A 21,694-nucleotide genomic window follows, 5' to 3' on the forward strand; every position below is an offset into this window, starting at 1 on the left:
GGGGTATTCAGCCCGCACGGTACCACGATTCGCGTCGGCCAAGCCGTTACGTCGTGGACTGGTTCGGTCGGATTTGTTACCACGCGAGAAGTCAGAGCAAAGCTCTGGTGCCGTCGAAGACGGCGTTGCTCGACGTGGGAACTCCGGTACTGCCGTCTCCGGTGGAGAGTGGCATAGGGCTTACAGATTCATCCCACGGCTAACGCCGTGGGCTTTCTCCTGCCCTACTGTAATCCGCGCCGGCTCGGTCGGTCCTACTCGTCGAGGAGTTGCGGTTCGTACGACGGATCGTCGTCCCCGTAGATCTTCTCGATCCTGACGCTCCAGTTCGGTGCACCCGTCACGGAAGACGGGATCTCCCAGGTTCGCTCGAGCGCCGCACCGCGGGCGAACGAGTCCGCGATGAGGTTGCGTAACTCGCGTTCGAACCGACGCGTCGGATCGGTGTCGGCGGCATCCGGGGAGGGGGTATCTGGCTTCATTATCGGGAACGGGCGTCGTAGAGTGATGGCCGATCGGGAGCCACGCTCGAACGCTCAGCCGTTTACAGGTCGCGGACGGGGATAACCGAACCGGTCGTGCTCCGCCGCCGTACTCGCCGCAACAGCTGCACGAGGGGTCGTAGTGCTGGACGACGCGCTCGTCGGGACGCGTACCGGACCCCGCCCAGTCGTCGACGTTGCTCGACCCGCCGAGACCGAGACGCCCGCTCAGTTCGACGACCGCGGGCGATGTGCCCACAGTACAGAGCCGCCGCGCGATCGACACGAACGATCGTAGCGACTCGATAGCGTCCGCGGCTGGCAGGCCGTATCCGATCGACCGGCTTCCAGATACCCACCAGTCGTCGGCCCGCTCGAGACGGGGATGTCGACCGAGCCGCCGCGTACTCCAGCGGAACCGTTAAGCCGTCCCTGCTGGTAGCCACACTGGACTGAATGTCCCCGGAGCTGTCGGTGGTCCTCCTGGCCGTGGCGCTACCGTTCGCAGTCGCGGCTGTGACGCCGCTGCTGTTCCGACTCCTCGGCGAAAAGACGGGGTACGCCGGGACGGCGACGGCGCTGATCTGTTTCGGCTTGCTCGCCAGTCAGTACGGCACGGAGGGGACCGTCGCCCTCGAGTGGATCCCCTCGCTCGAGGTCGCGCTGCGGTTCACCGTCGATAGCTGGGCGCTGCTGTTCGCCTTGCTCGCCAGTGGCATCGGCGCGCTCGTCTTTCTGTACTCGACGGCGTACATGCACGGCGAGTCGGGGCTGGTCCGGTACTACGCCGCCCTGCTCGCCTTTATGGGATCGGTCATCGGCGTCGCGATGGCCGCCGATCTGCTCTCGATCTTCCTCTTCTGGGAGCTCACCAGCCTCTGTTCGTTCGTCCTGATCGGCCACTACACGGCCGACGACTCCTCGCAGTACGCGGCCCGGATGGCCATGTTCGTGACCGTCGGCGGCGGGCTCTTCCTGCTCGTCGGCTTCCTCCTCCTGGCGCTGGTCGCGGGCGACGCCCTCGGCCCCACGGCGGCGTTCGACCTCGCAACGATGCTCGAGAATCCGGACCAGATGCAGTCCGCGCTTCGCGAGGAGGGGCTGTTCCTGCCGGTGCTCTGCCTGCTCGCGATCGGCGCGGGGACCAAATCGGCACAGGTCCCGATGCACTTCTGGCTGCCCAACGCGATGGCCGCACCCACGCCCGTCTCGGCGTTCCTCCACTCCGCGACGATGGTCAAAGTCGGCGTCTACTTCGTCGGCCGCGTCCGCCCGCTGCTCGCGAGCCTCGAGTGGCTCCTCCTCTTTGCCACCCTGGGGCTGACGACGATGACCGTCTGTGCGCTCCTCGCGGTCGCCTCGACGGACATCAAGGAACTGCTGGCGTACTCGACGGCGAGCCACCTCGGGCTCATCACGGCCGGCTTCGGCTTCACGTCGGTACTCGGCGCCGAAACCGGCGTCTTCCACCTGCTCAACCACGCGATGTTCAAGGCGGCCCTGTTCCTCGTCGCCGGCATCGTCGCCCACGAGGCGGGCACGCGGCGACTCGAGAATCTGGGCGGCCTCCGGCACGACCTGCCGATAACGGCCGCCATCACCGTGATCGTCGCACTCAGTATGGCCGGCATTCCGCCGTTCAGCGGCTTCTACTCGAAGGAACTGCTCTTCGAGGCGGCCGTCGAGGCGAGCCACGTCCACGACATCGGCGTGCTGGGCTGGCTCTACCCGGCCGTCGCCGTCTTCGGGAGTATCTTCACCGTCCTCTACTCGCTTCGATTCCTCTCGCTGTTCTTCGGCGGGCGACCCGACGCGCTCGAGCACGTCCACCGGCCGTCCGTCTTCCTGCTCGTGCCGCCGGCCCTGCTGGCCGCGCTCACGGCCGTCGTCAGCGTCGATCCCGAGATCGCGGTCCGCGCGATCGTTCAGGGCGGCGTCGACGCGACCGCCGTCGACACCCACGAGATGCACGTCGGCATCCCGACCTCGTACTCCCCCGCGGTGGGGATGAGCATCGTCACGATCGGGCTGGGATTCCTCGCGTATCCCTTCTACGGCACCATCCACGACGGAATTCGCTCGATCCCGCGGACGGCCCCGCCGATCAGTTCGAACTGGTGGTACGACGCGATCGTCAACAACCTCACGGACGGCGGCTCGTGGCTCGCAGGCCAGATTCACAACGGACTGCTCAGGACGTACGCGAGCTGGACGCTCGCCGCGACCTGTGCCCTCGCGCTCGCGGGCTTCGCCGCGACGGGGGCGATCGTTCCCGTGGAACTCGTCGACATCGACGCCCCGCCCGTGATCGTGCTCGTCCTGCTCGTCGCGGTGATGGCCGGCATCGCCGTCGTGCTCTCGACGTCGCACATCGCCGGTATCCTCACGCTCTCGATTCTGGGGTTCATGATCGCCATCTTCTACATCCTCGCGAGCGCCCCCGACCTCGCGCTGACCCAGCTCGTCGTCGAGACGCTCGTCCTCGTGATCTTTCTGCTCGTGATCGAGGAGATCCCGGAGTACTACGAGGTCGGCCTCGGCCGGGTCGCTCGCGACGCCGCCCTCTCCGTCGCCGTCGGCGTGACCGCCTTCGTCACCGTCCTCGTCACGACCGACGCGCGCCCGGAGGGAAGTACCGCCATCGCCCGCTACTACGCCGAACGAGCCGTCCCGGAGGGCGGCGGGACGAACATCGTCAACGTGACCCTCGTCGACTTCCGCGGCTTCGACACGCTCGGCGAACTCGTCGTGGTCGCGCTGGCGGCCATCTCGATTCTGACGCTGATCGTAATGCGCGAGGGAGGGGCCGACGAATGACGCGAGCCGACACCCGCACCCGAGGTGAGACGCGATGACCACCGTCATCATGCGCACGACCGCTCGAGCGGTCGTCCCGATCATCTTCGTCGTCGCGGCCTCGCTGTTCGTCGAGGGCCACAACCTCCCCGGCGGCGGCTTCATCGCCGGCGTGCTCACGACGACCGCGTTCGCGATCATCTATCTCGCCTTCGGGCTGGATTTCCTGGAGAGCGGCGTCCTCGGCCGCGACGTCGAACCCGGAAAGGAGCCCTCGCGGGATCGCGTCGTCGTCGCCTACCGGCGCCTGTTCGAGTACGGGCTGGCGGTCGCCGTCCTGAGCGGCCTCGTACCGCTGCTGTTCGGCCTCCCGTTCCTCTCGCAGTCGTACGTCATTCTCGAGGGGGTGCCGATCTACGACCACGTCGAGATCGCGAGCGCGATCGCGTTCGACTTCGGCGTCTTCTGCGTCGTCGTCGGCGGGCTCCTGACAATTCTCTCGGTGGTGGGAGCCGAATGACGGCGTTCGTCGTCGCGCTCGTGGTCGGCGCGCTGTTCGCGCTCGGCACGTTCTTGCTCCTCAGGCGCGACCTGATCCGGGTCGTCTGGGGGCTGGCCATCATCAGCCAGGCGGCGAACGTCTACCTGCTGGCGATGGGCGGGATCGCGGAGGGAACCGCCGACACGGTTCCCGTCCTGGCCGGCCACGGCGAACACGTGCCGGAGACGGCCGATCCGCTGGTGCAGGCGCTCGTCCTGACCGCGATCGTCATCGGCTTCGGCATGACCGCGTTCGCGCTCGTGCTGTCGTATCGGGTCTACGAGGAACACGACACGCTGGACGTCTCCGACCTGGGTGATCGCGACTGATGATACTTCCACTGGCCACACCGCCGATCGGCACCGAATCGCAACTCGTGATCGCTCCGATGCTCGTCGTCCTCGTCGCGGGCGTCGGAAGCCTGCTGTTCGGCCGATGGCCGCGGGCGCGAATCGGCGTGAGCCTCGCGGGCGGCCTCGCCTACACGGTCGCCGTCGCGGCGATCGACTGGTACATCGTCCTCGCGCCGGACGCGCCGGGGATCGCGACCTACCAGGTCGGCGACTGGCCGGCACCCTTCGGCATCACGCTCGTCGCCGACGGCCTGTCGGCGTTCATGCTGACCATGGTCGCGATCCTCGGAATCGCGTCGCTGGTCTTCTCGACGCGCATGTTGCCCGAGATCGACCGCCGCAGCTACTACTTCCCGCTGTTTCACTTCCTGGCGCTCGGCGTCACCGGCGCCTTCCTCACCGGCGACCTGTTCAACCTCTTCGTCTGGTTCGAGGTGATGTTGATGGCCAGCTACGTCTTCGTCGCCTACTACGGCGGCCCCCAGCACACCCGCGCCGCGTTCTGGTACGTCGCGCTCAACCTGCTCGCGAGCGCGGTCTTCCTGCTCGGCGTCGGCGGTATCTACGCGACGACGGGCACGCTCAACATGGCGGATCTCGCCCAGCGACTCGCCGCTCCGACGGCGTACGGGATCGATCCCGGCCCGGTCGTCGGCCTGCTGGCCCTCCTCCTGTCGGTGTTCGCCATCAAAGCCGGCCTCGTCCCCTTCCAGTTCTGGATCCCGACCGCCTACCGGGCCGCACCGCCGCAGATCACCGCCCTGCTGGCCGGCGCGACCAAGAAAGTCGGCATCTACGCGATCATCCGGCTCTCCTTTACCATCTTTGCCGGAGCGCAGGTCGGGGTCTCACTCGAGGCACCGATCGTCGGAACCGTCGCGTCCGGGGACTCCCCCACCGCGTTCGTCGGGACCGCGCTGTTCGTCATGGCCGCCGGCAGCATCCTCGTCGGCGGCATCGGCGCCGTCGGCCGCGACTCGATCGAGGGGGTGCTGGCGTACTCGAGTATCGGCCAGGTCGGCTTCATCGCGCTGCCGGTCGCCGTCGCGGCGACGACCGCGAGCGCCGAGTTGCGCCACCTGGCCATCGTCGCGGCGCTGGTGTACGCGCTCAACCACACGCTGGCGAAGGGGCTGCTCTTCCTTGCGGCCGGCGCGGTCAGATCGTCGACCGGAACGAGCCAGTTCGTCGACCTCGGCGGACTCGCGGGGCGGTCGCCGCCGATGGCCATCGCCTTCTTCGTCGGCTCGCTCGCGCTCGTCGGTATCCCACCGCTGTCGGGCTTTTTCGGCAAGTTGCTCGTCTTCGATACCGCGGCTCGAGCCGAGTTGGCCTCGATCGTCGGCCTCCTGCTCGTCGGTTCGCTGCTGACCATCGCCTACGCGACCCGGATGTGGAACCGGAGCTTCTGGGGCGCGCGGACGACCGCCGTCGAGAACGCGACCGTCGATTCCGTCCAGGTCGGCGTTCTGATCACGCTCGCGGCGGTCATCGTCGCGGTCGGCATCGGCTTCGAACTGGTCTACGAGTTCGCAGACGCCGCCGCGACGGCCGCGCTGGACGGGGAGGGATACATCGACGCCGTCGATCCGACCGATCCCGGCGATCTGAACGAACTGGACGAGACTAGCGATGGTAACGGCGGTGAGCACGCGTGAAGGTTCGAGCCTGGCCGGTCGCCGGCGTCGGCTTCGCCGTGCTGTGGATCTTCGTTCGCGGCGTCGCCCTCGCGCCCTCGGTACTGCTCGGTCAGTTCCTCTTCGGCCTCGCGGTCGGCTTGCCGACGGCGTACCTCTTCCGGCGGCTGTACGGTACGCGGGTCGATCTCGGACGGGGCGTGCTCGCGCTGCCCTACGTCGGTCTCTATCTCGCGACCTTCTCGTGGGAGATCGTCCGCGCGAACGTGGACGTAGCCTACCGAGTGCTCTCGCCGGGGATGCCGATCGAACCCGAAGTGATCTTGGTGCCGCTGCGCGTCGAAACCGACCTCGCGGTCACGACCATCGCCAACAGCATCACGATCACGCCCGGGACGGTCACCCTGGACCACGACGAAGAATCGAACGCCCTCTACGTGCACGCTATCGAAGGCCGCGATCCGGAGGCGATCGTCGCCCCCATCCGAACGTGGGAGGGCTACGCCCTCGAGATGTTCGACGAAGACGCCTCGCCCGACGATCCGCCGCGCGAGTTCGTCGTCTCGGGCGGGGAGCGGAGTCAACGCTACGGCGGGGAACCGCTGGGTGAGAACGATGAGTGAACTGATCGGTCCGGACGTCCTCGAGCTGACGGTTCGCGCGGCGCTGATACTCGTCGGCCTGCTCTGCGTGCTCTGTAGCTACCGCGTGATCCGCGGGCCGACGAACCCCGATCGGGTGGTCGCCTTAGACGCCATCGCGACGAACGTCGTGGCCATCGCCGTCCTCTTCGCCATCCAGACCGACCGCGGGCTATTTATCACCGTGAGCCTGGTGCTCGCGATCATCGGCTTCATCGCGACGGTCGCGGTCGCGAAGTTCGTCATCGAGGGGGAGGTGATATAATGATCCGAACCGCCGTCGTCGTCGCGCTGATCGTCGTCGGCGTCTTCTTCCTGACGGTCGGCACGATCGGCCTGCTCCGCCTGCCCAACGTTTACAACCGGATGCACGCGACGAGCAAGCCCACGACGCTCGGCACCGCTGCGATCTTCCTCGCCGGCTTCGTCCAGTTCGGACCGGGCAACGAGGGACTCACCTCGATCATCGGGATCGTCTTTCTGTTCCTGACCGTTCCGACGGGCGCGCACATGATCGCTCGCTCCGCCGAACGGATCGGAATTCCGTTCCTCGGCAGCGTCACCTGGCCCGACGAGACGGTGTTGATACGAGAACGGCGAGAGCGAGACGAAGAACCGGACGACTGAGTGTTCGGCCGCGCGCTCGCTTACGAGTCGTACTCGAGGTCCCGATCCCGAGTCCGGCGTCGGTGCTCGGGTGGGCGCTCCTCACGGTGACGCTGCACCCGTTCCTGAACGTCCTCGATCGTTTCCGTCTCCAGCAGTCGCTCGAGTTTCCGTTCGAACTGCTCGTCGGTGAGTTCGCCCGCGGCGTAGCGCTCGCGGAGGGTCTCGAGGGCGTCGCCGGGCGCGGTTTCGTCGGCGCGTTCCGGGTTCGAACTGGCGCTCGGCGAGTCGTCTCGTTCGTCCCCGTCTCCCCACCACTCGTCCCAGGAGTCGTCGTCCCACCAGTCCCACCACTCTTCGCGGTCCGATTCGTCGCCGTACAGCAGGGCGACGATGGGAACGACGACGATGTACCCCACGAGCAACGCGGCGAGCCACCACGACTGGCCGGTGAACATCGCTGCGAGCCAGATCTCGGTGACGATCATCGACGTAATCTCCGTGATATGCTCACGGACGCGGGTCGCGGGATCGTCGCTCATGGGAGTGGATACACCCGCTGAACCGAAAGCTGTTTCCACCGAACGGCGTCGCCACTGCGCGAGTAGAGCGGTGTGGAGGAGCGGGACTGACGCGTGTCCGGTGTGCGTTGGTTACGCGAGCGTCTCGCCGAGTGCCTCGAGTGCCGCGTCGCGAACGGCGTCGCGTTCGCCCGGCAGGAAGGCGACGTGACCGTCCCGTCCGCCGACGACGTGCACGCCGGCGTCGGGTGCAGCGGCGGCGACGTCGTCGCCGAGTGCGCGGACGTCTAGCTGGTCGGTCGCGCGGACGTGCAGTTCGTCGTCACCGACGCCGAGGGTGACGAACGGTTCGTCGTTCGCCTCGCGCTGCTCTCGGTGGAGCGCGTCGAGCAACAGCGTCGTCGTCGGGAAGTTGTACCGGTGGGTGAACGCGCCCGTGTCGAGGACGGCGACGGTGACGCCGTCGACGTCTTCGGTCGTCAGGTTCTCCCGGGCCGTCTCGAGTTCGGTCTCGAGTTTCGCGCGGAACTGTTCGGAGACGTGGGCCGCGAGATCGCCGTCTCGAGGGATCTGTGATCCCTCGCCGTCCGCGAACAGCAGGTCGATCACGAGTTCGCGCTTGTCCTTGTACGACTGGTAGTAGGCCTCGAGCGCGACGGCTTCGCGGCGCTCGGAGACGCCGGTCTCGTCGTAGCCGGCCTCGCTCGCGAGGTCGACGTACGCCTCGGGGGCGTTCTCCCAGTAGCTGACGGCGGGGAGGTGGACGAGGTCGTCGCGGACGTCGTCGTTGACGTGAGCGGCGACGTTCGCCGAGAGTGCGGTCGACGTGACGTCGGCGACGTCGACGCCGGCGAGCGACGGCGCGACGGCGAGCGAGACCGCGTCGGTGATCTCGTCGTCGGCGCGACTGTCGTCGATCACGATCGTCTCGGCGTCGTACAGCGAGAGCAGATCGTAGCCGTCGACGGACTCCTCGGTCGAGCCGGCGTCGACGAGAAGCACGAGCGGCAGTTGCTCGCCGTGTCGGTCGCGGGCCTCGAGCATCGAGGTGACGTCGTTGGTCGCGGCGTCCATGTCGTAGACGCGGCCGTCGAGCGGTCGGCGCTCGAAGTAGTGGTACTCCGCGTCCTCGCGGGTGTGTTTCTCGCGGATCAGCGGGAGGACGGCGCGCTCGATGGCGGCACCGGCGACGTAGCCGTCGGCGGTCGCGCCGTGGCGCACGACGATCGGTCGGGCCTCCATGACGGCGCGACGGATCGCGGTCGCGGCGTCGACGAGTTCGTCCTCGACGGCCGCCACGGCGTCGTGGTCGGCCAGCAGGGAGACGTCGGCCGGGCGGGCCTCGGACTCGATGGCGTCCTCGAGTCGCTCGCGAACAGTCTCGCCGTCCTCGCCGTCGAGGATCTCGAGCGTCTCGGTCTCGATCTGGAGGTCGCCGTGGTGGCGTTCGACCTCGCCCTCGAGTGCGACGACGTCGTCGATGTCGACGTCGGGGTAGGCGCGGACGCCGGCCTCCTCGAACGCCGCACACTCGACGGTAGCGGTTTCATCGCGCAGTTCGAAGACGGTCGGGCCGCTGGTCTGACGGACGCCGGTGATCTCGCCCTCGAGACGGACGACGGTGCCGACCTGATTGTCGATAGTGTCGATCGTCGTTCGGTTGAGTGCCGGTTCGGCGTCGGCGGCGTCGTCGGTCGCCGGCGTCGACGCGGCGGCGCTCTCGGTCGCGACGGAGCCGCTGCCGGTGGTGACGGTCTCGGACGCGTTCGGCGCGCCGGTGTCGTCGCTCGGTCCGGAGTCGTCGACGGCCGTCTGCAGGTCGCCGGCCTCGACGTCGGCTTCGTCGGGTGACTCGCTGGCTGCAGCGGCGTCCCCGGTGGCTGCAGTAGCGTCCTCGTCGGACGCGGCTGCGGAGCCACCGTCGTCGGACGACTCGCTATCGGCGGCCGACTCGCTCCGGTCGTCCCCGAACTCCTCGGGGAGCACCTCGTCGTCGCCGGTGTCGATCAGTTTGCCGCGGAACTCGCGTTCGCGCTGGCGGATCGACCAGCCGAGGTCGACGTTACCGTTGTCTCTGACGCTGAGGACCTGGACGTAGACGTCGTCGCCGGGTTCCCAGTCGAGACTCTCGAGTCGTTGGTCTAGTTCGCTCCTGTGCAACAGGCCGGTGACGTGGTCGCCGATGTCGACGAAGACACCGAAGTCGGCGTAGCCGTCGACGGTGCCCCGGTAGTAGCGTCCGGGGGAGAGCTCTGAGGCCGAACTGCCTCGAAATTCGAAGACAGCATCCTCCTCGTGACTCTTACAGATCTCGCCGTCAACGGGTGTGCCACAGATGATACAGTTACCCATCTACTCGAACCAAGCAGTTTCGCCCTAAAACGGTTGTCGAAATGCGCTCGGCACTCGATCACCGAGCGCGAACGGTTCAAACGCTTACTCGAACACCGGTGAATCGTCCTCGAGTGCCTCGATATCGCTCGCGATCTTTCGAACGTCTTCGGGAAAGAGCGACACCTGCACCTCGTTTCCGTCCGCGTCCTCGAAGACGAGTTTGACGCGCTTGTCGCCGAACTCCCGCGCTTCGGCATCCTCGACCTCGAACAGCTTGACCGTCGCCGACTTGTTCGTCGGGCCGACGTTCTTGATCGACCCCTCGTTCAACTCCACCATGAACTCGTCGAGGTTCAGCGTGAGCATACGCGTCGTACGAGTCGGGGGTAGAAAACGCCACGGCATCGCAGCCGTCCCGTTTCGACGAGCACCGTGACCGTCGCGATTCGACGGCCACCGTCACCGATCGAGACGACCGCTCGGCCAGCTTTAAGATGAATTCGGACCAACGATTGGCGTGCTATGCAAGTCACCTGGCACGGCCACTCGACGTGGCACGTCACCGTAGGAGAGACGGAACTGCTGATCGATCCGTTTTTCGACAATCCGAAGACGGATCTCGAGCCGTCGGACGTCGACACGCCGGATTACGTGTTGCTCACGCACGGCCACGCCGACCACATCGCCCACGCCGGCGAGTTCTCTGACGCGACCCTGGTCGCCACGCCGGAGCTCGTCTCCTACTGCGAGGCGGAGTTCGGCTTCGATGACGCCGTCGGCGGGATGGGGATGAACCTCGGCGGCACCGTCGAGTGCGACGACGCGTACGTCACCATGGTCCGTGCCGACCACACGAACGGCATCATGACCGAGAACGGCAAAAGCGGCGGGATGCCCGCCGGCTTCGTCGTTTCGGACACGAAGCCGACGCAAGTCAGTGACGAAGAGTCGACCACCATCTACAACGCCGGCGACTCCTCGCTAATGTCCGAGATGCGTGACGTCATCGGCCCCTATCTCGAGCCCGACGCGGCCATCGTTCCGATCGGCGATCACTTCACGATGGGGCCACAGCAGGCCGCAATCGCCGTCGACTGGCTCGACGTCGATCTGGCGCTCCCGCAGCACTACGACACCTTCCCGCCGATCGAACAGGATCCCGAAGACTTCGAGCGCGAAGTTGCGGCGACGGGCAGCGACGCCGAGGTCGTGACGCTCGAGGCCGACGAGCCGTTCGCAATCGACTCCTGAGCGGTCGCTCGAGCGGCGGATTCGCACCGTCGTTTTTTTGGGTCCCGAACGTCGATCCGAGATCGCTGAGGCGAATCGGTTCTCCGTTCCAGTGGCACTCGAGGAGAACGTAATTTGCCGGCTCTATTCGCTTCGATAGCCGATTATTTGGCGCCTCCGACGGTACGTACAGGTGAAGGAGATACCGAAGAAGTCGTACCCGTCAGTCCTCCCGCATAACGGCTAACCGGAACTTCTCGAACGACCGAATCACCTCGACAAACTCGCCGGGGTCAACCGGTTTTTCGAGGATCGCATCTTCGTCCGCATCGTGATCGAGGTCACGGGATTCGATCAGGTCTTCATCCATCCCGGTCAGGACGATTACGGGAACGCGATCCAGTTCGGGGTGGTGTTTGATTTCGTGTAGAACATCTTTACCGTCCACTTTCGGGAGTTTCAGGTCGAGTAATACGATGTCCGGTCGAGGCGCGCCCTCGTATTCCCCGCGTTGATTGATGAAGTCGAGTGCTGCTTGGCCATCGGTGACGGTGTTGAGTGTGTTAGCGATATTGCCGTCTGAGAAGGCTTCTTCGATGAGGCGAACATCACCAGGGTTGTCTTCTACCAGCAGTATTACCGCTTCTGATTCCCCGTTTCCCATAGTGTAATTATCTGGGTTAACGGCATAAGAGATTCGGTGAAGCGCTTCATAGGCGGAATTTCACGGATTCGGAGTTAGCCGTTGCTACAATCATCGTTCGGTACGCAGATCGCGTCGTCGAGACGTTCGGATAGAGTACGTCGAAGAGACGACCGACCCCGAACGTCCCGATTCGTCTCAGTCGACCGGACGGTATCGCTTCGGAGAGCAACGTTTACACCGTAGGCTGTGGACGTCTCGAGTGCTATGGCGAAACAGGTCACCACCGTCTCCGAGGAGGGATACAGCGCGACGAACGAAATCCGCGATTTCGAGACGACCATCGACGCGACCGGCGAGGAGGCACCCGATACGCTCGAGGCGCTGCTGGCAGCCTACGCCTCCTGTTACGTCCCCGCACTGCGGGTCGGCGGCGAACAGCGCGGCGCCGGCGATCTCGGACGGGTCGAAATCGAGTCGACGGGTGACCTCAACGACGACGACAAACTCGAGTCGGTCTCCTTCGACATCCGCGTCGAGGCGGACGTCGACGACGAGACGGCGGACGAGGTCATCGAGCGCGCGAACGAACTCTGCAAGGTCCACGACGCGCTGAAGTCGGACCTGTACGCGGAGACGAGTTTCGAGAGCGGCGCCTTCTGACGGGCGAATCGATGTATCGAGCGGGGTCAGTTCGACCGTACCCGATGGACGACCGCTGCTGATCTCTCGGTCGTCCGTCGGCGGTTACCGACTCGAGGACGAGTCCAGAGATGATAGTTTTCAGAACAGTACGGGCTGAGAGACGGTCCCAACCCACATATTGGGTGACGCCGTCGGGGTGAGTATGGGAGGGCGACGCGGTCTGGTAGTCGTGTCAGTTGCTGGATTACTCGTGCTGTCCGGGTGCATCGGTGGCTTCGGCAGTAACAGCGACCCCGAATTCGGCGACGAGGGCGACGACGCAGTCGATGGTGACCTCGAGATTCACCACATCGACGTCGGACAGGCCGACGCGACGCTGCTCGTCACCCCGGCCGGTGAGACGATACTGATCGATACGGGCGACTGGCGACAGGACGGCCAGGGGGTCATCGACTACCTCGAGAGCGAGGACATCGACCGGATCGACCACCTCGTCGCGACGCACGCCCACGCGGACCACATCGGCGGTCACGCGGCCGTCATCGAGCACTTCGAGGAGAACGGCGAGGGCGTCGGCGCGGCCTACGACTCGGGCGTCGTCCACACGAGTCAGACGTACAACGACTACCTCGACGCCGTCGAAGCGTACGAGGTCAGACTCTTCGAGGTCGCCGAGGGCTCTACCCTGCCCCTCGAGGACGACGCCGTCGAGGCGACCGTGTACAATCCGCCCGACGGTGACACCAGTGGCGGATTTCACTCCAATAGCGTCGCGCTCGCCGTCGAGTTCGGCGACTTCACGTACCTGACGACCGGTGATGCCGAGCGAGACGTCGAACAGCGACTGGTCGAGTCCCACGGCGACGACCTCGCGGCCGACGTCTATCAGGCGGGTCACCACGGCTCCTCGACGTCCTCGACGGATCCGTTCCTCGAGCGCGTAAGCCCCGACGTGGCCGTCGTCTCGGGCGGACTCGAGTCCCAGTACGGACATCCGCACGACGAGGTCCTCGAGTCGTTCGCCGACCGCGGTGTCGCGACGTACTGGACGGGTGTCCACGGCGACGTCGTCCTCACGACCGACGGGAACGACGTGTCGGTGACCGCCGAGCACGACGAACCGACGGATCCGGAGACGCTGCTCGAGCGAAAACACGAGGCGCAGTCGGAGTCGGCGTCACTGGAGCCGCCCCGACCGTCGGTGGGGGCAGGAGTTGATGGTCCGTCCCCCCTTACACTCACCCCATGACCGAGACCTACACCGCGGTCGTCGATCGGATCGTCGACGGGGAGACCGCCGTGCTCCTGCTCGAGGCCGACGAAACCGTCGTCGAGGAGCGCACGCTCCCGGTCGGGTCGCTCCCCGAGGACGGCCGGCACGAAGGGGCGGTTTTCGACGCGGAACTCGAGGCCGACGAACTACTGGACCTGACACACCGGCCATCGGTGGAACGAGAGCGACGACGGAGTGCACAGGAGCGATTCGACCGCCTCTCGGAGCGACTCCCCGACGAGTAATCGGGCAACTCGCTACGCTGGCGGTCGTGTGACGGAGAGAGGTGGAAGGAAGGTGGGGTTAAAACCCCAACTGGTGGTTCGGGGTGCGTGGGATGACACGACGACGGAGCCCCGTCAGTCGGAGGGACGGATGTCCGTCGTCAATCGGTACTTGGACGGACGACGCATTAGCCGTAGTGCCAAATTATGTTGGAATTGCTGTGCGGATGACTATCACGACACGAACTCGGTGTCGTCGGATGGGACCGCAGCGCCTCGCTGACTCGACGTGACGTTCGACTGCGAGAGCGAGGCCCCGACACCGATGGGCAGTTTCAAGACGTTCCTCGAAGCAGGGGCAGGCATGTTACGATCGTTCGACGGGAAGGAGCCGCAGATCGCCGACTCGGCGTACGTCGACGAGGCCGCAGTCGTGATCGGGAACGTCGCCGTCGAGGCCGACGCGAGCGTCTGGCCGAACACGACGCTTCGAGGCGATCACGGCCGGATCGTCGTCGGCGAGGGTGCGAACGTCCAGGACAACGCGGTCCTCCACGAGGACGCCGAACTCGAGGCCTACGCGACGGTCGGTCACAGCGCGATCGTCCACGACGCGACCGTCGGGGAGCGCGCGCTGGTCGGCATGAACGCGGTCGTCCTCGACGGCTCCCGCGTCGGCGAGGGTGCGGTCGTCGCCGCCGGCAGCGTCGTCACCGAAGACACCGAGATCCCGCCGTCGACGCTCGTCGCCGGCGCGCCCGCCGAACCGAAGACCGAGATCGACGATCCACGACTCGAGCAGACGGCCGACCGGTACGTGGAACTCTCGCGGCGGTACGCGGAGACGTCCGAGCGATTCGACTGAGACGCAAAGCGAGACCGATCCGCTGCCGGGAGGGCACGCCGAGTACGCGAGTCCGCCTCGCAGCCGAAACTCGTGGCTGTTCGTCCACGAGCGATGAAAACCCTGATAGCGCTACCGTTCCAAACAGTGAGTATGAGTGACAGCCCGTGGACGGACCGGATCGTCGGCGCGCGAATGACCGTCGATCAGGAGTTCACCTCGCGGATCACGGAGTCGCAGTTTTCCAGCCAGCAGTGGAGTCTGATCATGACCGCCACGGAGTTCGAGATCGAACACCCCGACGATCCCGACCGCGCACGGATCGTCGCCAACACCGAGAAGGTCGAGCAGATCATCCCCGAACTCGAGAACGTCGCCACCGGAATGGGTGCGATGACCGGACAGGGACAGGGTCAGCAGGGAGGCCCCTCGGGCGGCGGGATTCTCGGCTCGATCAAAGGCGCACTCGGCCTGGACGGCGGCGACGGAAGCGATTCGCACGCCGAACAGGAGCGGGCAGCCGAGCAACTCACGCAGGAGTACGCCGACCAGTTACAGTCCCACCTCGAGTCCAACGGGCAGTGGGACTCGGTTCGACAGGTCGCAGCGACGGAGGAGTAGGACCGCAGATCCGATCGGTCTCGAAACGAGTCACGTCGTCATAGGGTCGGTTGTAACTGTTTACCGGCGCAACCGCAAGGCATTCGCGGTTGCGCCGGAAATGACTTACAACCGATCCTATCAGTGACCGACGCGGGAGACCGCGTACTCGCTGGTTTTGGAGTTCGAATTCGACAGGAAGCCACCTACTGCATCGACGTCAGCGAGCGAAACCGCCGGAGTGCCCACGAACGGACACACCCGACGCTCCGCTTCAAGCCACAGCACCTTTACGGACGCTTCACTACGATAGGGGTATGACAGACGACATCGAGACGACGACGTTCGAGATCAGCGCCGACGACAGCACCGACGAGGTAACCATCCCGTCCGGACTCGTCGATCTCGTCGCCGAGGGCGACCAGACCGACGCCGAGACGATCGCCGACGTCACCCTCCTCTCCTTCGCCAGCCGCGCCCACCACATCGTCCACCACGGTGAGGGCGCAGACGAGGAACTCGAGGCCCAGGAAGACCGTATCATGGACCTGTTCGAGGAGCGATTCGGCGTGACCTACGGCGAAGCGACCGGCCACCAGCACTGAGTCGGCGACTCGAACGCACGATCCGAGTTCGAACCGAACTCGAGTGGCGTTTTCCGCGACAGTATCCGAAACCGACAGCGCGTCGTTCGCACCTGATTCGAAGCCGTACCGAACCGGTACCGACGTAACTATCGGCGGCTACTCGGCCGCTTCAGCCGGTTCCGTACCCGAATCCGAATCCAGCCCGTCGGGTTCGTCAGGTTCCGTCGACTCCTCGGAAGCATCGGACTCCTCGGATTCAGCAGTGTCCGTCGGCTCCGCAGATTCCGTCGGCTCCGCGTCGCCACCATCGTCCGTGCCGGTCGCCTCGTCCCCTTCGGATTCGTCAGACGGACCGTCCGTCTCGTCCGCTTCCGCAGGCGATTCCTCGGTGGTGTCCTCGGGCGTCTCTTCCTCGATCGGCTCCTCGGTCGGCGTCTCGTCGTCGACGGGGTCGTCAGCTGGCTCGTCGACTGGTTCTTCGTCCGCTGGCTCGTCAGTCGGATCGGCCGCGTCCTCGGTCGGATCGATCTCGCCTGCGGGCTCCGTCGCGGCGGGCTCGACCGCGTCGTCCTCGTAGTCGTAGTTGCTCACGTCGACGGCCCAGACGAGTCGCTCGTCGTCGTCTTCGGGCGTCCACTGGACGGTGAACTCGTTCGTTCCGGGCTCGAGTTCGTCGACCGGTTCGTCGTCGGTCGTCCCCTCGACGAACTCGCTGCCGACGAGCAGTTCGGCGTCGTTGGGGTTCTCGTAGCCGAACGTGACGTCGATGCCGTCGTCGGTCGACTCCGTGTCCTCGACGGAGAGGTCGGGCAGGTCGGGTCGGACCTCCTCGATGCAGTCGCTCGCGTCGGGGTTCGGATGATCGATCGATCCCGGAATTGCATCCGGCGAGGCGAAGCCGGTGATCGCGGTTCCGAAGTTACCCTCGGGGACCGTGACGGTCGCGCCGTCGTCAGTCTCCTCGACGGTGAATTCCTCGCCGGTCTCGTAGGTGATCGTCCCCTCGAACGGCGCCTCGACGTCCTCGCCGACTGTGATCGCGTACTCGCCCATCGTGTTCCCGAAGCCGCCCGATTCGTAGAATCCGGTGGCGACGATGATCATGTCGCCCTCTTCGAACGACCCGGTTACCTCGGCCTGCGAACAGTCGACGAACGTCGCCTCGAACGCCTCCCCGCCGTCGACCGTGTACTCGATCGTCTCGCTCGCGAGGACGCCGTCGGCGTCGGTGTCGGCCACAGCGCCGTCACCCGCAGTGTCCGCCTCCGTCTCCGCTCCGACCGATTCGACGGCCACCTCGAGCGTCGCGTTCTCCTCGAGCGGCGGCTCGAGGTCGAGCGACTCGAACTCGACCGTCTCGTTGGCCTCGAACGGCTCGCTCGCCGCGCGCTGCTCGCCGTCCTCGTCGGTCACGGTGAGCGCGTACTCGACGTCGGCGCTCGCTTCCTCGACGGTGACGGTCTCGCCGTCACCCGTCTGATCGCTCACGTTGAGCGTCGCGTCGGGATCCGGGGTCGGTGGCTCGTCCTCGAGCGTGTACTCGAGCGAGTCGTTCGCGAGTTCTTCGTCGTCATCGCCGACGACGCTTACGTCGACGGTCGTGGACTCCTCGATCGGTGGCTCGAGGGCCAGTTCGAGCCCCGTTTGCGTCTCGTTCGCTTCGAACTGCTCGCTCTCGACCTGCTCGCCGTCGTAGGCGGCAGTGACGGTGAAGTCGGTGTCCGCGCCCGCTTCGTCCACGACGAGCGTCTCGCCGTCACCCTCCTGGTCGCTGACTGCGAGGGTCGCTTCCGGATCGGCCGGATCGTCCGGGTCGTCAGGTGCATCGACCGTCACGAGCGCCGTGTCGAGCACCGGTGCCCCGGCTCCGGTGACGTACGGCTCGTCCTCCTCGCCGTCGGACGCCGCGTACTGGAACGACTCGTCGTCGGTCGTATCGTGGTGGGCCACCGCGACGAGCGGCTGGTCCCCCTCGATCGGCTCCTCGAGATCGATCTCGACGTCGGTGTGCTCGCCCGCATCGAGGTAGCTCGAGACCCCGATCACTCCGTTCGGATCGGCGGCGGTGTCGCCCGCGTAGATCGCTACGAAGCCGCCCTCGGAGAGATCGACGCTGTCGACGGTGACGCTCTCGCCGTCGCCGTCCTGATCGGCGAACGCGATCGACGCCGTGCCCTCGAGTTCGTCGACCTCCTCGATCCGCTGTTCGATCTCGATTTCGATGTACTGGCTGATCTCGATCGGGTTGCTGATCTCTTCCTGAACGGCGTACGCCGTTGCGTCACTCGCCGTCTCCTGGGTCAGGATCTGCAGTTGCGTGATGCTGATCTGCTGGTACTGGACCACCTGCGCCGTCTGCTGGCAGGCACTGCTGGCAGCGAACTGGATCTGTTCGACGGTCGCCTCCTGGTGTTGTACCAGGACGCCGCTCGCGCTCCCGCTCGCGAGGCTCTGGACCTGCGTGACGTCGACGACCTGCGTCTGGATCACCGCGCCCTCACCGGCCCCGAACGCGGCGTACTGAACCTGTTCGACGTTGACGACCTGCTGTTGGATCGCCCCCTCGATCGCGCCCTCCGACGCGCCGAACGCGGCGTACTGGATCTGCGTGATCGAAATCTCCTGTTGCTGGACGAGCACGCCGCCCGCGGCGCCTTCAGCCGCGGCCTGGATCTGCTCGACCGTCGCCTCCTGGCTCTGGGAGATCGATCCCTTCGCCGCACCGAAGGAGGCCTCCTGGATCTGCGTGATCGAAATGCGCTGGACCTGCTCGACGGTGACCGTCTGCACCTGTTTCAGCGCTCCCGCACTCGCCCCCCGTGCCGCGGACTGGGTCTGCTCGACCGTCACCTCCTGTTGCTGGACGAGCGCGCCCTTCGCGCCGCCCGTCGCGGCCTTCTGGATCTGCTTGATATCGACGCGCTGGTACTGTTCGACCTCGACGTCCTGTTCTTGCTCGAGCGCCTCCTGCGTGGAGCCCTCGAGTGCGCCGCCCGACGCGCCCGCCGCGGCGTGCTGGACGTGCTCGAGCGTGACCTGCTGGCGTTGCTCGACGGTGATCTGCTGGTACTGCGCTAAGACACCGTACGCCGCGCCCTGTGCGGCCTCCTGGATCTTGGGCTTCTCGTCGATATCTCGAGCGCCGGCCTCGAACGCGGCACCGGCGGCGGCGCCGCGCGTCGCGACCTGGATCTGCTCGACCTCGACGCGCTGTTCCTGGGCGAGCGCGCCGTGCGTCGCACCCCACGTCGCGCTCTGCATCTGGCTCGCCTCGACCGTCTGGTACTGGGCGAGCGCCCCGTCGGTCGCGCCGCCGACGGCGTACTGGATCTGCTCGGCCTCAACCTGCTGCGATTGCATCAGCGAGCCGTGGACCGCACCTTTCGTCGCCTCCTGGACCTGCTCGACCTCGGCTTCCTGGTGCTGCGTGACCGACTCGCTGGCCCCCTCGATCGCCGCCGCTCGCTGCTCCTGCGTCACGTTGACGCCCTGGGACTGGGCCAGTTCGATCCCCTCGTCGACGCCGGCTTCGACGGCGTCTACCTGCTCCTGTGCGAGGGTCGCCTGAAGATCCGCATCCGTTTCTGTCGTCTCCGCGGCAGCACCGGATTCCGGCTCCGAGTCGGCCGCGTCCGCGTTAGCGGTCTCCGCGGCCGCCGTCGTCGGCCCCATCGCGACCAGTTCGAGCGACTCGCTCGAGTCAGCGCGCTGGGCGTCCGAGGCACCGTTCGAAGCCTGTTCCTCGCCGGTATCGATCTCGGGTGTGTCGCCGTTCGAATCGTCGGGTCCCTCCTGACCGGCATCGAACGGAGCGACGGTGCCGCCGAGCAGCGGCAACGCCATCACGCTCGTCACCATCAGGAACGCGACGAGAAGCGTCGCAGCGAGTGCAGTCCGTCCCTTGTTCATGCCTCGACTCCCCCGCCGATAGTCGTCACGCGCCGTGGACTGCGGTCCGCGTGCTGTCGACTGGCGCTTCCCCGCCGTCGGCTGTCGGTCGGCCACCGCCGGTCGTCGTCGCACCCACGGTTCGGCTGTTGGTCACGGTTCTCCCGCCGGCACCCACGATCGAATCTCATACTCACAGATCGCATCAGTTCTCAGTCATCGGGCCGAACGAGTGCTTAAGCTACGTCGGTCGTTTCAGTTAGAAACGGAACACAATCACTCATTACGACCCTCGAGACCGTCGAATTCGCGGTGTCTATCGAACGACCGGATCGAGGGCCGACAGTTCGTCAAACGGCTCGATACTGCGCCTCGATCTCCCGAGAGTATGACAGGAATCCGCCGTTTTGCGTCGTTCTCACGTCACCGGTATCGCTACCAGACGACCGATATGACGGCCTTCTGTCGTATTTCTCGGAAACCGAAGTGTTGAACTGGGTTTACGAACGAGTCGACCCATGGAAACGGAACGGAGTTCGGTGGAACTCGTGGAGGGTGACGTCGTCCGGCAGTTCGCGCGGGCAGCGGTGCTCGCGGCGCTACTCGGGGCAGTGGCACCCGTGTCGATCCCGATACCGCTGTCACAGGCACCGATCACGTTGCAAGTACTGTTCGTCTTCCTCGCCGGACTCGTACTTGGGCCGGTCTGGGGGACAGTGTCGATGCTGCTCTATCTCACCGCCGGTGCGATCGGGATTCCGGTCTTCGCGGGATGGGAGGCCGGAATCGGAACGCTGTTCGGGGCGACGGGAGGCTACCTCTGGTCGTATCCGGTGGCCGCGGCGCTGATCGGCGCCGTCGTCCATCGCGACACCGATCTCCGCGACCCCGCCGACGTTCCGTTGCCGATCGTCGTCGTCGCGCTCGTGATGGGAACGGTCGTCATCTACGCCATGGGAACGGCGTACGCGGCCTGGCTGCTCGAACTCGAGGCCTGGGAGGCGATCACCGCCTTCGCGCTCCCGTTCATTCCCGGCGAACTGCTCAAGATGGCCGCGGCAATCGCCATCGTCCGGAGCGGCCGGATCGAGCCGATCCAGTCGTGAACGGAACGGAAACGCAATGATCGAATTTCGCTCCGTCTCGTACGCCTTCGACGACGTCTCCGTCCTCGAGGACGTCTCGCTCACCATCGGTGACGGCGAGTTCGTCGTCCTCGCGGGCGCCAACGGCAGCGGGAAAACGACGCTGTTGCGTCACTGCAACGGCCTCCTGACCCCGGACTCCGGAACCGTTCTCGTGAACGGGACGCCCGTTTCGGACGACCTCATCGCCGCCCGATCGAGCGTCGGTATGGTGTTCCAGCACCCGCGCGACCAGTTCGTCGCCGCGACGATCGGAGCCGACGTAGCTTTCGGCCCGGAAAACCTCGGCCTCGAGCGCCAGGAGATCGATCGACGAGTCGAAGAAGCCCTCGAGGCGGTCAACATGGGCGGCCGCGAGGACGAGCGCATCGACCAGCTCTCAGGCGGCGAGCAGTCCCGCGTGGCTATCGCTGGCGCGCTCGCGATGGAACCGACTCACCTCGTGCTCGACGAACCCTTTACCGGGCTCGACGATCCGGCGCGGCGATCCGTACTCTCGCGCCTCGAGTCCCTCGTCGCCGACGGCACCGGCATCCTCCTCGCGACCCACGACCTGCGGGACGTCGTCGGCCTGGCCGACCGCATCATCGCCATGCGCGACGGCCGCGTCGTCGTCGACGACCCGCCCGAGGGCGCACTCGAGGAACTCGCGGGACTCGAGGTTCGCGTTCCCGACGCCTGATCGACTCAGTTCGACGACTCTC

At 66.0% G+C, this 21,694-nt stretch carries 22 protein-coding genes; 16 read left to right on the forward strand and 6 right to left on the reverse strand.

From position 1 onward, the window contains the following. Positions 1-254: 254 nt before the first annotated feature. Positions 255-482: a hypothetical protein gene (locus tag ACSFC7_RS21420; protein WP_436344833.1), complete on the reverse strand. Its 228-nt coding sequence runs from the start codon at positions 480-482 to the stop codon at positions 255-257. 456 nt (positions 483-938) lie between these two features. Here ACSFC7_RS21420 and mbhE point away from each other — a divergent pair, with 456 nt between their 5' ends. The 7 genes from mbhE to mnhG are packed head-to-tail and all read left to right on the forward strand — an operon-like array spanning position 939 to position 7,077. Continuing rightward, positions 939-3,299: a hydrogen gas-evolving membrane-bound hydrogenase subunit E gene (gene mbhE, locus ACSFC7_RS21425; RefSeq protein WP_436344834.1), complete on the forward strand. Its 2,361-nt coding sequence runs from the start codon at positions 939-941 to the stop codon at positions 3,297-3,299. A gap of 34 nt (positions 3,300-3,333) precedes the next feature. Continuing rightward, a complete protein-coding gene (locus tag ACSFC7_RS21430; protein WP_436344835.1) occupies positions 3,334-3,798 on the forward strand; it encodes an MnhB domain-containing protein in 465 nt (154 codons plus the stop codon). Further along, positions 3,795-4,148: a sodium:proton antiporter gene (locus ACSFC7_RS21435; RefSeq protein ID WP_436344836.1), complete on the forward strand. Its 354-nt coding sequence runs from the start codon at positions 3,795-3,797 to the stop codon at positions 4,146-4,148. The genes ACSFC7_RS21430 and ACSFC7_RS21435 overlap by 4 nt, the downstream gene beginning before the upstream one ends. Further along, a complete protein-coding gene (locus tag ACSFC7_RS21440; RefSeq protein WP_436344837.1) occupies positions 4,148-5,830 on the forward strand; it encodes a complex I subunit 5 family protein in 1,683 nt (560 codons plus the stop codon). The genes ACSFC7_RS21435 and ACSFC7_RS21440 overlap by 1 nt, the downstream gene beginning before the upstream one ends. Beyond that, positions 5,827-6,432, forward strand: a complete 606-nt coding sequence (locus tag ACSFC7_RS21445; RefSeq protein ID WP_436344838.1) for a Na+/H+ antiporter subunit E — start codon at positions 5,827-5,829, stop codon at positions 6,430-6,432. The genes ACSFC7_RS21440 and ACSFC7_RS21445 overlap by 4 nt, the downstream gene beginning before the upstream one ends. Beyond that, positions 6,425-6,715: a monovalent cation/H+ antiporter complex subunit F gene (locus tag ACSFC7_RS21450; RefSeq protein ID WP_436344839.1), complete on the forward strand. Its 291-nt coding sequence runs from the start codon at positions 6,425-6,427 to the stop codon at positions 6,713-6,715. Before ACSFC7_RS21445 ends, ACSFC7_RS21450 begins: the two co-directional genes overlap by 8 nt. Continuing rightward, positions 6,715-7,077, forward strand: coding sequence for a monovalent cation/H(+) antiporter subunit G (gene mnhG, locus ACSFC7_RS21455; protein ID WP_436344840.1), 363 nt, complete (start codon positions 6,715-6,717; stop codon positions 7,075-7,077). Before ACSFC7_RS21450 ends, mnhG begins: the two co-directional genes overlap by 1 nt. Before the next feature lie 20 nt (positions 7,078-7,097). On the opposite strand, the gene ACSFC7_RS21460 is transcribed toward mnhG, so the two are convergent. The 3 genes from ACSFC7_RS21460 to ACSFC7_RS21470 all read right to left on the reverse strand — a co-directional run bounded on the left by ACSFC7_RS21460 (position 7,098) and on the right by ACSFC7_RS21470 (position 10,277). Continuing rightward, positions 7,098-7,598 carry an SHOCT domain-containing protein gene (locus tag ACSFC7_RS21460; RefSeq protein ID WP_436344841.1) on the reverse strand — a complete coding sequence of 167 codons (501 nt, stop codon included), beginning with the start codon at positions 7,596-7,598 and terminating at the stop codon, positions 7,098-7,100. A gap of 111 nt (positions 7,599-7,709) precedes the next feature. Next, a complete protein-coding gene (locus ACSFC7_RS21465; protein WP_436344842.1) occupies positions 7,710-9,929 on the reverse strand; it encodes a DHH family phosphoesterase in 2,220 nt (739 codons plus the stop codon). Positions 9,930-10,013: 84 nt separating this feature from the next. Next, entirely contained in the window at positions 10,014-10,277 is a 264-nt protein-coding gene (locus ACSFC7_RS21470; protein WP_436344843.1) for a hypothetical protein, read from the reverse strand. 156 nt (positions 10,278-10,433) lie between these two features. Between ACSFC7_RS21470 and ACSFC7_RS21475 the strand changes: the two genes are divergently transcribed. Next, complete coding sequence (locus tag ACSFC7_RS21475) at positions 10,434-11,162, forward strand: metal-dependent hydrolase (RefSeq protein WP_436344844.1); 729 nt, start codon at positions 10,434-10,436, stop codon at positions 11,160-11,162. A gap of 202 nt (positions 11,163-11,364) precedes the next feature. Here the strand turns inward: ACSFC7_RS21475 and ACSFC7_RS21480 are convergent, their stop codons facing one another. Further along, positions 11,365-11,805, reverse strand: coding sequence for a response regulator (locus tag ACSFC7_RS21480; RefSeq protein WP_436344845.1), 441 nt, complete (start codon positions 11,803-11,805; stop codon positions 11,365-11,367). 246 nt (positions 11,806-12,051) lie between these two features. On the opposite strand from ACSFC7_RS21480, the gene ACSFC7_RS21485 reads away from it, so the two are divergent. The 6 genes from ACSFC7_RS21485 to ACSFC7_RS21510 all read left to right on the forward strand — a co-directional run bounded on the left by ACSFC7_RS21485 (position 12,052) and on the right by ACSFC7_RS21510 (position 15,975). Further along, complete coding sequence (locus ACSFC7_RS21485) at positions 12,052-12,447, forward strand: OsmC family protein (RefSeq protein ID WP_436344846.1); 396 nt, start codon at positions 12,052-12,054, stop codon at positions 12,445-12,447. A 184-nt stretch (positions 12,448-12,631) separates the two neighbouring features. Beyond that, positions 12,632-13,678 (forward strand): ComEC/Rec2 family competence protein, encoded by a 1,047-nt coding sequence (locus tag ACSFC7_RS21490; protein ID WP_436344847.1) that lies wholly within the window; start codon positions 12,632-12,634, stop codon positions 13,676-13,678. Beyond that, a complete protein-coding gene (locus ACSFC7_RS21495; protein ID WP_436344848.1) occupies positions 13,675-13,947 on the forward strand; it encodes a DUF3006 domain-containing protein in 273 nt (90 codons plus the stop codon). Before ACSFC7_RS21490 ends, ACSFC7_RS21495 begins: the two co-directional genes overlap by 4 nt. A 343-nt stretch (positions 13,948-14,290) precedes the next feature. After that, a complete protein-coding gene (locus ACSFC7_RS21500; RefSeq protein WP_436348008.1) occupies positions 14,291-14,791 on the forward strand; it encodes a gamma carbonic anhydrase family protein in 501 nt (166 codons plus the stop codon). Between the two features lie 132 nt (positions 14,792-14,923). Next, positions 14,924-15,391, forward strand: coding sequence for a DUF5799 family protein (locus ACSFC7_RS21505; protein ID WP_436344849.1), 468 nt, complete (start codon positions 14,924-14,926; stop codon positions 15,389-15,391). Positions 15,392-15,687: 296 nt separating this feature from the next. Further along, positions 15,688-15,975: a DUF7545 family protein gene (locus tag ACSFC7_RS21510; RefSeq protein WP_436344850.1), complete on the forward strand. Its 288-nt coding sequence runs from the start codon at positions 15,688-15,690 to the stop codon at positions 15,973-15,975. A gap of 138 nt (positions 15,976-16,113) precedes the next feature. Here ACSFC7_RS21510 and ACSFC7_RS21515 read toward each other — a convergent pair whose 3' ends face one another. Then, a complete protein-coding gene (locus ACSFC7_RS21515) occupies positions 16,114-19,866 on the reverse strand; it encodes a DUF7282 domain-containing protein (RefSeq protein WP_436344851.1) in 3,753 nt (1,250 codons plus the stop codon). A gap of 497 nt (positions 19,867-20,363) precedes the next feature. On the opposite strand from ACSFC7_RS21515, the gene ACSFC7_RS21520 reads away from it, so the two are divergent. Both ACSFC7_RS21520 and ACSFC7_RS21525 read left to right on the forward strand, forming a co-directional pair. Continuing rightward, the gene (locus ACSFC7_RS21520; protein ID WP_436344852.1) at positions 20,364-20,951 is read left to right on the forward strand and encodes a biotin transporter BioY; all 588 of its coding nucleotides are present in this window, start codon (positions 20,364-20,366) and stop codon (positions 20,949-20,951) included. 16 nt (positions 20,952-20,967) lie between these two features. Then, the gene (locus tag ACSFC7_RS21525; protein WP_436344853.1) at positions 20,968-21,672 is read left to right on the forward strand and encodes an energy-coupling factor ABC transporter ATP-binding protein; all 705 of its coding nucleotides are present in this window, start codon (positions 20,968-20,970) and stop codon (positions 21,670-21,672) included. Positions 21,673-21,694: the final 22 nt, after the last annotated feature.

The organism is Natronorubrum halobium (genome assembly GCF_051351675.1).
Classification (GTDB): Archaea; Halobacteriota; Halobacteria; order Halobacteriales; family Natrialbaceae; genus Natronorubrum.

Coding starts and splice junctions, on each gene's coding strand:
- ACSFC7_RS21420 (WP_436344833.1), bottom strand. CDS start 482: ATGAAGCCAGATACCCCCTCCCCGGATGCCGCCGACACCGATCCGACG.
- mbhE (WP_436344834.1), top strand. CDS start 939: ATGTCCCCGGAGCTGTCGGTGGTCCTCCTGGCCGTGGCGCTACCGTTC.
- ACSFC7_RS21430 (WP_436344835.1), top strand. CDS start 3,334: ATGACCACCGTCATCATGCGCACGACCGCTCGAGCGGTCGTCCCGATC.
- ACSFC7_RS21435 (WP_436344836.1), top strand. CDS start 3,795: ATGACGGCGTTCGTCGTCGCGCTCGTGGTCGGCGCGCTGTTCGCGCTC.
- ACSFC7_RS21440 (WP_436344837.1), top strand. CDS start 4,148: ATGATACTTCCACTGGCCACACCGCCGATCGGCACCGAATCGCAACTC.
- ACSFC7_RS21450 (WP_436344839.1), top strand. CDS start 6,425: ATGAGTGAACTGATCGGTCCGGACGTCCTCGAGCTGACGGTTCGCGCG.
- mnhG (WP_436344840.1), top strand. CDS start 6,715: ATGATCCGAACCGCCGTCGTCGTCGCGCTGATCGTCGTCGGCGTCTTC.
- ACSFC7_RS21460 (WP_436344841.1), bottom strand. CDS start 7,598: ATGAGCGACGATCCCGCGACCCGCGTCCGTGAGCATATCACGGAGATT.
- ACSFC7_RS21465 (WP_436344842.1), bottom strand. CDS start 9,929: ATGGGTAACTGTATCATCTGTGGCACACCCGTTGACGGCGAGATCTGT.
- ACSFC7_RS21470 (WP_436344843.1), bottom strand. CDS start 10,277: ATGCTCACGCTGAACCTCGACGAGTTCATGGTGGAGTTGAACGAGGGG.
- ACSFC7_RS21475 (WP_436344844.1), top strand. CDS start 10,434: ATGCAAGTCACCTGGCACGGCCACTCGACGTGGCACGTCACCGTAGGA.
- ACSFC7_RS21480 (WP_436344845.1), bottom strand. CDS start 11,805: ATGGGAAACGGGGAATCAGAAGCGGTAATACTGCTGGTAGAAGACAAC.
- ACSFC7_RS21485 (WP_436344846.1), top strand. CDS start 12,052: ATGGCGAAACAGGTCACCACCGTCTCCGAGGAGGGATACAGCGCGACG.
- ACSFC7_RS21490 (WP_436344847.1), top strand. CDS start 12,632: ATGGGAGGGCGACGCGGTCTGGTAGTCGTGTCAGTTGCTGGATTACTC.
- ACSFC7_RS21495 (WP_436344848.1), top strand. CDS start 13,675: ATGACCGAGACCTACACCGCGGTCGTCGATCGGATCGTCGACGGGGAG.
- ACSFC7_RS21500 (WP_436348008.1), top strand. CDS start 14,291: ATGTTACGATCGTTCGACGGGAAGGAGCCGCAGATCGCCGACTCGGCG.
- ACSFC7_RS21505 (WP_436344849.1), top strand. CDS start 14,924: ATGAGTGACAGCCCGTGGACGGACCGGATCGTCGGCGCGCGAATGACC.
- ACSFC7_RS21510 (WP_436344850.1), top strand. CDS start 15,688: ATGACAGACGACATCGAGACGACGACGTTCGAGATCAGCGCCGACGAC.
- ACSFC7_RS21515 (WP_436344851.1), bottom strand. CDS start 19,866: ATGAACAAGGGACGGACTGCACTCGCTGCGACGCTTCTCGTCGCGTTC.
- ACSFC7_RS21520 (WP_436344852.1), top strand. CDS start 20,364: ATGGAAACGGAACGGAGTTCGGTGGAACTCGTGGAGGGTGACGTCGTC.
- ACSFC7_RS21525 (WP_436344853.1), top strand. CDS start 20,968: ATGATCGAATTTCGCTCCGTCTCGTACGCCTTCGACGACGTCTCCGTC.